This window comes from Micromonospora sp. SL1-18, from assembly GCF_047921505.1.
GTDB lineage: Bacteria > Actinomycetota > Actinomycetes > Mycobacteriales > Micromonosporaceae > Micromonospora.
The window spans coordinates 1-10168 of sequence record NZ_JBLROA010000112.1 but is presented as its reverse complement, the minus strand read 5'-3'; the positions used below and the strand labels follow the sequence as shown (position 1 = coordinate 10168).

The following is a 10168-nucleotide window of genomic DNA, read 5'->3' as shown; positions in this document are numbered from 1 at the left end:
TAACGCCTGGCGTTGTACAGGGGCCCCCTTTTAACACCTACCGGGCGTCAGCTCGCGGCGAGCAACACCGGCTCGGCCATCGGGAAGTACGCCTGGTCGTCGTCGTCCGGGCCGGCCCGCTGCCGGACCCGCTCCACGGCCACGTAGCCGTCCCCCGCGTACGCCCGGCCGGGCCTCCAGCCGGTCCCGTCCCGGCCGATGTCCATCGGGAAGCGCGACCGCTCGGCACCGGTGGCCGGGTCCAGGGTGACGAGATCGTTCCGCTCGGTCAGCAGGTACACCCGGCCCGGCCGGACGGCGAGGATCCGTACCGGCCCGAGGTCGGTGCGCCGCCACCGCTCGGCGCCGGTGCGGGCGGAGCGGGCGGTCACCACCCCGGCCGAGGTGCCGAGCGCCTGCTCGCCGTCGAGTTCGGTGTCCGTCCCGTCGAGGGCGGGTGCGGCGACCGGCTTGCCGGAGCCGAGCAGCCAGCCCCGGCCGGGGCTGTCGTCGGGCCCCGCAACGCGCACTCCCCGGCACCCGGAGCGCCCCTCTCGGCAGCCGACCGGGATCACCACCAGGTCCTTCGGCGCGCCTGGGGGGCGCCAGCGGGTGCGGACCGCGCCCGTCACGGCGTCCCGAAACTCGATCGTGACGGGTTTCGGGCAGGCGTCCAGCCCGATCAGGTCGCCGGAGGCGGTGGTGCCCGCGACGCCGATGCAGCCGCGCTCCCGGTCGACCCGCCAGAGCCGGCGGCCGTCGGCCAGGTCGTAGCCGTCGAGGAGCCCGGGGCCGGCGGCGACCAGCACGGCCCGGCCGTCCGCGGTGCGGGCGACGTGCAGGCCCGCTGGGTTCCAGACCGTCGAGGCGTAGGTCCGGCGGGGCTTCGGCACCAGCCCCGGCACTGGCCCGTCGGCCCGCCAGGACACCCGTCCGGTACGGGCGTCGAGCGCCACGAGGCGACCGTCCGACCAGTGGCTGACCACGATGGTGCCGTCGGCGAGCACCCCGACGAGCTCGGCCGGCCAACGACGGTACGACCAGAACGGGGTCGTCCGGTGCCCCCCGTCGACCGGCTGGTCGGCGTACACCTGGCGGGTGCCGGCGTAGACGCGGAGCCGGCCGTCCACGATCAGCGGCGCCACCGGCAGCCGGCCGATCACCCCGGCCGGCGGGGCGGGCGCCGCCGGGTACGCGCCCCGGGCGACCGTGTCGACCTCGGCGGGCGCGAGCACCCGGTGCCCCACGGTGACCGCCGCGGCGACAGCCAGCACGGCCGCGAGCGCCACCATGATCCGCCGCCGCCACTTGGGCCACCTCATGCCGCACCTCCGCCCGGCACCCTACCGGCGGCAACTTTAGGTCGTAGCGCGGCGCCAGACCGGCCTTCATCCGGTCCGGAGCGCCGTCTAACGGCGCGGAGGCCGAATTTAAATGGCCGCCCGGCCTTCATTCGGTCCGGAGCGCCGTCTAGCGGCGCGGAGGCCGAATTATGGCCGCCGGCCGAGCGGAGCCGATCAGGCTGCCTCGGCGGAGCGGGTGGGCTCGGCGGCCCGGGCCAGGTCGGCGAGGTCCCGCCGGAGCGCGCTTTCCACCGCGCGGGCGGCCAGGCCGCCGAGGATCAGGGCCAGCATCCGGCCGTACCGGGCGCTCGGCACCGCCTCCTGCTCGACGGTGACCTCGGTGCAGCAGCGTCGCCGGCGCGCGACCGTCCGCAGCGTCCAGGTGACCCGGTAATCCGCGCCGGCGCCCCGCGAGCTGAGCACCAGCCGCTCCGGGGCGACCACCTCGACCACCACGAACTCCTCCGGCTCCGCGGCGCCGTCCGGCCGGACCCGGGTCTCCCGCCACGCGGTGCCGGGCCGGAGGTCGCCGGGGGTGAGGACGTCGACCGTGCCGACGGCGGCGAGCCACCCGGCGCGCCCGGGCAGGTCGGTAAGGAGCCGCCAGACGTCGACGTCCTGAGCTTCGATGCATTCGGTAACCGTCACCGTCGACATGACACCTCCCGTGTCGTCCACGGTACGGTGCGTGAACGGGAAACGGGGAGCCTCCAGTGACATTTTCACCACCGGTGCCCAGGGGCGGGGCACCGGACGTGCGGGGTGCCGAGGGTCAGCAGCGGAAGGCACCGGCCCGGATCGCACCGACGAACGCCGTCCAGCCCGGCGGGCTGACCGCGACCGTCGGCCCGCTCGGGTCCTTCGAGTCGCGTACGCCCACCACACCGTGTGCGGTGACCACATTGGTCGCCACCTCTACGCAGAGGCCCTGGTCGTTGGAGCGGCTGCTGGTACGCCAGGCGGCGCCGGTCAGCTCGGTCATCCTCGTTCCCTCCTGGTTCACGCTGGTACGCCCCGTCCCGCGGCGCCGGGGCGTACCGAATCCGGGACGATCAACGCGGGACGCGACGTCCCCGGTCGCACAGCGGGTGCGACCAGGGACGGGAAGCGAGGAGGGCGGCTCAGCGGGCCGGCAGGATGGTCCCGGTGACCTCACCGAGGGCGATGGTGGTGCCGCCCCGGCCGGGCGCGGTGGCGGTGATGGTGACGGTGTCGCCGTCCTCCAGGAAGGTCCGGGTGGCACCGTCGGCGAACTTGACCGGCTCAGCCCCGCCCCAGGTCAGCTCCAGGAACGAGCCGACCTGGCCGCGCTCCGGGCCGGAGACCGTGCCGGAGGCGTAGAGGTCCCCGGTACGCAGCGACGCGCCGTTGACCGTGAGGTGGGCGAGCTGCTGGGCGGGCGTCCAGTACATGGTGGCGAAGGGCGGCTCGCTGACCCGTTCGCCGTTCCACTCCACGGCCAGGGCCAGGTCCAGCCCGATACGCGGGTTGTCCCGCAGGTACTCCTGCACCGGCGGATCCTGGTCCGGGGCGGGCACGAAGGCGTCGGCCAGCGCGTCCAGCGGGGTCACCCAGGCCGAGACCGACGTGGCGAAGGACTTGCCGAGGAACGGGCCGAGCGGCTGGTACTCCCAGGCCTGGATGTCCCGGGCGGACCAGTCGTTGACCAGCACCACCCCGAAGACGTGGTCGGCGAAGTCCGCGACGGCGACCCGGTCGCCGAGCCGGCTCGGCGACCCGACCACGAAGCCGACCTCGGCCTCGATGTCCAGCCGTACGGAGGCGCCGGTGGTCGGGCCCTGCGCGGTGGCCCGCTGCCCGGTGGGGCGGACCACCGGGGTGCCGGAGACCACCACGGTGCCGGCCCGGCCGTGGTAGCCGATCGGCACGTGCTTCCAGTTGGGCAGCAGCGGCGGCTGGCCCGGCCGGAAGATCTGCCCGACGTTGGCCGCGTGGTGCTCGGACGAGTAGAAGTCGACGTAGTCGGCCACCTCGAACGGGAGCAGCAGTTCCACCTCGCGCAGCGGCACCAGCAGCGGCTCCACCGCCGGGCGGTGGGCGGCGTCGGTGAGCAGCTCGGTGATCCGTTGCCGGACGGCGGTCCACTGCGGACGGCCGAGCGCCATGAAGTCGTTGAGCGTGGGGCGGCCGAGCGCTCCGGCGGCCAGCACCAGCCCGGCGGCCTCCGCGCCGGCCAGGTCCAGCACGAAGTCGCTGATGCGTACGCCGATCCGCGGCCCCCGGCCGTCGTGCCGGAACACCCCGTACGGCAGGTTGGTCACCCCGTACGGGGACCCGTCGACACCAATCACCCAGCTCATGCCAGCACTCCGCTCCGCTCCGTGCCGCCATGAGGCACCACCGCACTGAACCTGCTGATTCGCTCGCTGCGCTCGCTCATTTCTCAAAGCCCCCGTTCACCAGCCCAAGCCGGATCAGATCGGTCAATGGTTCGGAGATGCTGCACGAGCCGTACCCGACCCAGAGCGGACGCTCGGCGTCCCGCTGCGCCCGGGCCAGCTCGACCACGCGTAGCGGATCGGTGGCGAAGAGCAGGCTGGCGACGGCGTCCACCTCGGCGCCCCCGGCGGCGGCCAGCGTCGCGGCGAGCACGTTGACGAAGCCGTGGTGGGTGAAGCCGGTCTCCGGATCCCGGTGGCGGATCGCGTGGTGCAGCCCGGCGGTCAGCTTGAACGGCAGCTCCCGGTCGCGGCAGGCGCAGATCACCGCGGCCAGCTCGACCGGGGTCGGGAACAGCTCGGCGGCCAGCCCCCCGGTGCGGAACTTGGCGGCGACGGGCAGTCCGCCGGCCCGCGCTTCAGCGACCGTGTCCAGGGCACCCATCAGCCCGAAGGTCAGCGGGATCTCCGCGTAGACATCGATGCCGCGCCACGGCTCGGCCAGCTTCAGCAGCTCGTCCAGGCCGGGCTGCGGGTCTTCGCCGCGCTTGGCGACCGCCGTCTCGACCTGCCGGATCTGGATCCCGTCCTCGGCGAGCAGGGACAGCGCGGCCGGCAATCCCCGGACGCCGGTGTCGCCGATCAGGCCGACCACGAACCCGGGGTCGACCAGCTCGCCCAGCTTTCCGTCCACAACGGCGGAGGCGGGCACCAGGAGCGGACCGACCAGGTCGGCGTACCAGGCGGCGCGATGCCGGTGGTGGGCGGCCACCGCGTCCGGCAGTGACGCACTGCCGGGCGGGAAGACCGCCGCGTCGTCGACCAGGCCGGCGAGGAGGCGGGGCACCTGCGTTGACACGAGACAAGAATGTACGGGACGCTACGAGGAACGGACAACAGCGTCCGATTATCGGACGTGACCGGCCGGAGAACGGGACATATCGGGAGGCGAAATGCCGTACTACCGCAGGATCGGCGAGGTGCCCCGCAAGCGCCACACCCAGTTCCGTCAGCCCGACGGCAGCCTCTACGCCGAGGAACTGGTCGGGCAGGAGGGCTTCTCCTCCGACTCGTCGCTGCTCTACCACCGGTACGCGCCGACCGCGATCGTGGCCGCCGAGGAGTTCACCCCGCCCGCGTTCACCCGGGTGCCGAACCTGCCACTCAAGCCGCGTCACCTGCGTACGCACAAGCTCGACGGGGCCGGCGCGGACCCGGTGCTGGGCCGGCAGTACCTGCTCGCCAACGACGACGTACGGATCGCGTACGTGCTGGCCGACCGGCCGTCCCCGCTGTTCCGGGACGCCACCGGCGACCACTGCCTCTACCTGGAGTCCGGCTCGCTGCGAGTGGAGTCGCCGTTCGGCGTGCTGGACGCCGTGGCCGGCGACTACGTCATCATCCCCACCTCGACCATCCACCGGCTCGTGCCCACCGGCGACGAGCCGACCCGGCTGCTCGCCATCGAGGCGGCCGGTCACGTCGGCCCGCCCAAGCGCTACCTGTCGGTACGCGGGCAGTTCCTGGAGCACTCGCCGTACTGCGAGCGGGACGTCCGGGGGCCGGACGCGCCGCTGCTGGTCGACGGGGAGGACGTCGAGGTGCTGGTCCGGCACCGGCGCGGCTGGACTCGCCACACGTACGCCCACCACCCGTTCGACGTGGTGGGCTGGGACGGGCACCTGTACCCGTGGGCGTTCTCCATCCACGACTTCGAGCCGATCACCGGGCGGATCCACCAGCCGCCGCCAGTGCACCAGACCTTCCAGGGCCCGAACTTCGTAATCTGCTCGTTCGTGCCACGCAAGGTGGACTACCACCCGGACGCCATCCCGGTGCCGTACAACCACCACAACGTCGACTCGGACGAGATGCTCTTCTACAGCGGCGGCAACTACGAAGCCCGGCGCGGCTCCGGCATCGAGCAGGGCTCCATCTCGCTGCACCCGTCCGGGTTCACCCACGGCCCCCAGCCGGGCGCGGCCGAGCGCTCGATCGGGGTGGACTTCTTCGACGAGTTGGCGGTCATGGTGGACACCTTCCGCCCGCTCGACCTCTGCGACGCCGCGTCGGCCTCCGAGGACTCCGGTTACGCCTGGACCTGGGCGCGGCGCGGCTGACCGTTCCCGCCCGGCAGAGCGGCGCCTCGCACAACCTGGGCTCGGCCCGGGTGTGCGAGGGGCGGTCCCGGGCCGACGAGGGCCGGACCTACTCCGTCGGGGCCTCATACACCAGGGCCACCGCGATGCCGGTCAACCCCTCGCCGCGCCCGGTGAAGCCGAGGCCGTCGGTGGTGGCGGCGGAGACGGTGACCGGCGCGTCCACCGCCGCGGAGAGCACCCGCTGCGCCTCCGCCCGGCGCGGACCGATCTTGGGGCGGTTGCCGATCACCTGGACCGACACGTTGCCGATCTCGAATCCGGCCGCCCGCACCCGCCGGGCGCTCTCGGTGAGTAGAGCCACGCCCGAGGTGCCCGCCCACTCCGGCTGGTCGACGCCGAAGTTCGCGCCCAGGTCGCCAAGGCCGGCCGCGGAGAGCAGGGCGTTGCAGGCAGCGTGGGCCGCCACGTCGGCGTCCGAGTGGCCGGCCAGGCCGTCCTGACCCGGCCAGTGCAGGCCGGCGACCCAGCACGGCCGCCCGGCCTCGAAGGCGTGCACGTCGGTCCCGATGGCCACCCGAGGAACGATCATGACCCGAGCGTACGCGTCAGCCGGCTCACCGCCGTGCAGTGGTCCTTGACGCCCCGAGCGGGCCGAGCTTCCTTTTCCTGATCAACTCCATGTACGGCACATTGCGGTCACACTTGCCAGTGAGACCACCTTTTGCGGCACACCAAGTTGATCAGTGAGGCTGGTCCGGCCGACCTCTGATCGGATCGGCACACGTCAGGCCCCGGCCGCCAGCAGGTGCTCGGCCAGGGCCAGGTCGAACGGTCGGGTGACCTTGAGCGCGTACTCGGAGCCGGGGACGCAGAACACCGGGACCCCCTGTTTCTCGACCAGGCCCGCGTCGTCGGTGAGCGGGTCACCGGCCGCCGCGTGCGCGGCGGCCAGAACGGACCGGCGGAAGCCCTGCGGCGTCTGCACGGCTCGCAGGGCGGACCGGTCCACGGTGCCGAGAACCACCTCGCCCGCGCCGACCTCCTTGATCGTGTCGACCACGGGAAGCACCGGGATCACCGCGTCGTGCCCGGCGCGAACCGCCTCGGCGACCGACTCGACCAGCTCGGGCGGGGTGAGCGCGCGGGCAGCGTCGTGCACCAGAACGATCTCCGGCCCGGCCGGGACGGCGGCCAGCGCGGCGGCCACCGACGCCTGGCGTTCCGCGCCGCCGGCCACCACGGTCACCGGGGCGACCGGCGCGAGCATCGCACGGACCGCCGTGACGTCGGCCGCCGGGGCGGCCACCACGATGGTGTGCACCGAGGGTGCCGCCGCGATCCGGCGTACCGCGTGCACCAGGAGAGGCTCCCCGGCGAGCGGCCGGAGCGCCTTCGGGGCGCCGGGGCCGAGGCGTACGCCGGCACCGGCCGCAGGAACAAGGACCGCGACGTCACCGCGCGGATTGAGCTGCGCGGTCACGTCGCGGTCCTCGGATTTCTTTGCTACAGGGTGGGTACGAGTGTGCTGTGCGGATCAGGCCTCGGTCAGCACCTTGTCGAGCAGCGTCTCCGCCTCGTCCTTGGTGCTCTTCTCGGCCAGCGCGACCTCGCCGACGAGGATGTCGCGGGCCTTGGCGAGCATGCGCTTCTCACCCGCGGACAGGCCCCGCTCCCGCTCCCGGCGCCACAGGTCGCGGACGACCTCGGCGACCTTCAGCGGGTTACCGGAGGCCAGCTTCTCCAGATTCGCCTTGTAACGCCGCGACCAGTTGGTCGGCTCCTCGGTGTGCGGTGCACGGAGCACGTCGAAGACCTTGCCCAGGCCCTCTTCGCCGACCACCTCACGCACACCCACGATCTCGGCGTTCTCGGCGGGCACCCGGACCGTCAGGTCACCCTGCGCGACCCTCAGGACGAGGTACTGCTTGGGCTCGCCCTTGATGACCCGAGTCTCGATTGCCTCGATGAGTGCGGCCCCGTGGTGGGGGTAAACAACGGTCTCGCCGACACTGAAAACCATAGGTTCGAAACCCCTTTCGCTGTGTCTAGGGTAACACGCTCAGGCACCGATGTCTCACCGCTGTCCTGACCGTTGGCGCAGCTCAGGGGCCCTGTGAGAGGTATTTCTTCAGCTTGACAGGCGGTCAAACCGATGGTTTCGACACGCTCCGTAACCAAGGGATGACAACCGGCACGGGTGGCAGGAGCGTCGATATCTAGGGCGATGCGCTCCTCCCATGGTAGCCGTGGAATCCCAAGTGCGCCCAGGTGTGGCGGTACGCCGACCGGTGCGGGAGGCTGGAGGTGGACGCGACGTCCGCTCAGCGAGACGTTTCCTGGGGGTCCGATGGGCATGCCTGATGCTGAAGGCCAAGGGCCACCAGATGGGCTGCCCGACCTGCCCCCGGAATGGGGTCGGGTGGTAGTCCCCGACGACGCCTCGGCGCTCGCCCACGAGGCCCGACAGGTGCGCCGTGAGCTGCGTCGCGTACGCCAGCGGGCGGTGTGGCGCCGCCGGCTCGGCCTCACCCCCCGGCCGGATCGCCGCCCATCGCTCGGGCTGCCGGTGTTGGTGCTGCTGGTGTCCGTGCTGATCACCCTCAGCGGGCTGGCCGCGGTCACCTGGCCCCGCTCGTCGCGCTCCGATGGCAGTCCCACCGTCCTCCCGTACCCGACGGGCACTCCGGCGGCGATCGGGCCGCTGCCCGCGCTGGACCTGGTCGACGCCGAGCAGTCCCCGGTGCCGCTGCGCAGCCTGCTGCCGGCGATGATCATCCTGGTGGACGCCTGTATCTGCGCCGAGCAGGTGACCCAGGCGGCGGCCGCCGCGCCACCGGGTGTCACCGTGGTCACCGTGATCGAGAGCCGTAGGGTCGGCAGCTCGCCCACCCCCGGGGTACGCGCGCTCGCCGACCCGGCCGGCGGCCTGCGGGACTATCTCCACCTCGCCGCGCACCCCGGCACGGCCCCCGCCCTCCTCATGGACCGGAAGGGCACCCTGGCCCGGCTCGTGCCGGAACTGGGCCCGGTCGACCAGTACCGCGACGACCTGGCCCGCATCGCCGCCTGACCGGCCGATCAGGCCAGCGCGGCGAGCCGGTCAGGTCGACCTCACCGTCGGCGACGCTGAACCGCACCAGCAACGGGCCCTCGCCGCTGGCCTCGCAGCGCGCACCCGGCCCGCCTATCGGGCCGGCTCAGCCGGTGCGCTCGAGCAGCGCCGCATACAGGGTCAGGCCCGGTCCGAAGGCGAGCATCACGACCCGGTCCGGCGGCGTCATCGCGCGACGCAGCCGGTCCAGAATCAGCAGCACCGTCGGCGACGAACAGTTGCCGTGCTCGTCCAGGGTGGCCCGGGACGCCGCGAGGGCCGCCGGCGGCAGGGCAAACTCCGCGTCCACCACGTTGAGGATGCGCGGGCCTCCAGGGTGTACCGCCCAGCCGTCCACCTCGGCGTACGTCCGCCCGTGCCGGGCCAGCAGGTCGTCGACCAGACCCCGGACGTGGCGCGAGAGCACCTGCGGGACCTTCGGCGAAAGGCCCATCCGGAAGCCGGTGTCGGTGACGTCCCAGGTCATGTGGTCGGCGGTCGAGGTGTCGGTGACCGAGGCGACCTCGCGCAGGGCGTACCCCGGGCCGCCTGGGACGAGCACGGCGGCTACCGCGGCGTCCGAGAAGAGCGCGTGGGACACGATCTGCTGGGTGTCCACCCGGGCACCGGCGGGCTGGATGTGCAGGCTGGTCAGCTCCGCACAGAGCAGCAGTGCGGGGCGGCCCCGGGCGGTGACGAAGTCGCTCGCCGCGCCCAGCCCGGGCAGAGCCGCGTAGCAGCCCATGTGGCCGACGAACATGCGCTGGGTGTCCGGGGCCATGCCCAGGTCCCGGGCGAGCAGGATGTCCAGCCCCGGGGTGGCGTACCCGGTGCAGGAGCAGACGACGAACAGACCCACGTCGCGGGCGTCCAGTCCGGCGGCGGTGAGCGCCCGGCCCACCGCCTCCTTGCCGAGCGGCAACGCCTCCACCTGGTAGCGCCGCATCCGGCGTTCGGTCGGCCACTCGGAGACGTCCTCGAGCAACGGGTTCACCGCGGCGTGGCGGCGGGACACGCCGGAGTTGGCGAAGATGCGCTCGGCCAGCGCCCGGGTGGTGCCGGAAAAGTGCTTGGCGAAGAAGCCCTCCCAGAGCTCGTCCTGCGCGGCGGCCGGCGGCTGCGCCGTACCCAGGCCCGCGATCACCGGCACAGCCATGTCCCCCACCTCTCGATCCCGATCTCCACGCTTCACCAACGAGCGGCCCCCGTCCGCGAGTTCGGGTCTCTCACCGCGCCGCCTTCCGTTCGCGACTG

At 72.9% G+C, this 10168-nt stretch carries 11 protein-coding genes; 2 read left to right on the top strand and 9 right to left on the bottom strand.

All coding sequences use genetic code 11. The features are described from left to right. Nucleotides 1–47 precede the first annotated feature (47 nt). The 5 genes from ACNAW0_RS28930 to ACNAW0_RS28910 form a co-directional block, all read right to left on the bottom strand. Nucleotides 48–1301 (bottom strand): PQQ-binding-like beta-propeller repeat protein, encoded by a 1254-nt coding sequence (locus ACNAW0_RS28930; RefSeq protein WP_416291207.1) that lies wholly within the window; start codon nt 1299–1301, stop codon nt 48–50. Between the two features lie 195 nt (nt 1302–1496). After that, the gene (locus tag ACNAW0_RS28925; protein WP_416291206.1) at nt 1497–1979 is read right to left on the bottom strand and encodes an SRPBCC family protein; all 483 of its coding nucleotides are present in this window, start codon (nt 1977–1979) and stop codon (nt 1497–1499) included. 115 nt (nt 1980–2094) lie between these two features. After that, the gene (locus tag ACNAW0_RS28920) at nt 2095–2304 is read right to left on the bottom strand and encodes a DUF397 domain-containing protein (RefSeq protein ID WP_416291204.1); all 210 of its coding nucleotides are present in this window, start codon (nt 2302–2304) and stop codon (nt 2095–2097) included. 139 nt (nt 2305–2443) lie between these two features. Further along, complete coding sequence (gene fahA, locus ACNAW0_RS28915; RefSeq protein ID WP_416291203.1) at nt 2444–3643, bottom strand: fumarylacetoacetase; 1200 nt, start codon at nt 3641–3643, stop codon at nt 2444–2446. A gap of 76 nt (nt 3644–3719) precedes the next feature. Then, the gene (locus ACNAW0_RS28910) at nt 3720–4580 is read right to left on the bottom strand and encodes a hypothetical protein (protein WP_416291202.1); all 861 of its coding nucleotides are present in this window, start codon (nt 4578–4580) and stop codon (nt 3720–3722) included. A gap of 94 nt (nt 4581–4674) precedes the next feature. Between ACNAW0_RS28910 and ACNAW0_RS28905 the strand changes: the two genes are divergently transcribed. Next, nucleotides 4675–5841: a homogentisate 1,2-dioxygenase gene (locus ACNAW0_RS28905; RefSeq protein WP_416291201.1), complete on the top strand. Its 1167-nt coding sequence runs from the start codon at nt 4675–4677 to the stop codon at nt 5839–5841. A gap of 88 nt (nt 5842–5929) precedes the next feature. Here the strand turns inward: ACNAW0_RS28905 and ispF are convergent, their stop codons facing one another. The 3 genes from ispF to ACNAW0_RS28890 form a co-directional block, all read right to left on the bottom strand. Next, nucleotides 5930–6412, bottom strand: a complete 483-nt coding sequence (gene ispF, locus ACNAW0_RS28900) for a 2-C-methyl-D-erythritol 2,4-cyclodiphosphate synthase (protein WP_416291200.1) — start codon at nt 6410–6412, stop codon at nt 5930–5932. Nucleotides 6413–6607: 195 nt separating this feature from the next. Then, complete coding sequence (ispD, locus tag ACNAW0_RS28895) at nt 6608–7303, bottom strand: 2-C-methyl-D-erythritol 4-phosphate cytidylyltransferase (RefSeq protein ID WP_416291199.1); 696 nt, start codon at nt 7301–7303, stop codon at nt 6608–6610. 54 nt (nt 7304–7357) lie between these two features. Further along, nucleotides 7358–7843, bottom strand: coding sequence for a CarD family transcriptional regulator (locus ACNAW0_RS28890; RefSeq protein ID WP_007073334.1), 486 nt, complete (start codon nt 7841–7843; stop codon nt 7358–7360). Nucleotides 7844–8170: 327 nt separating this feature from the next. On the opposite strand from ACNAW0_RS28890, the gene ACNAW0_RS28885 reads away from it, so the two are divergent. Beyond that, complete coding sequence (locus tag ACNAW0_RS28885; RefSeq protein ID WP_416291198.1) at nt 8171–8893, top strand: hypothetical protein; 723 nt, start codon at nt 8171–8173, stop codon at nt 8891–8893. Between the two features lie 127 nt (nt 8894–9020). Here ACNAW0_RS28885 and ACNAW0_RS28880 read toward each other — a convergent pair whose 3' ends face one another. Next, a complete protein-coding gene (locus tag ACNAW0_RS28880) occupies nt 9021–10070 on the bottom strand; it encodes a type III polyketide synthase (protein WP_416291197.1) in 1050 nt (349 codons plus the stop codon). Nucleotides 10071–10168 lie beyond the last annotated feature (98 nt).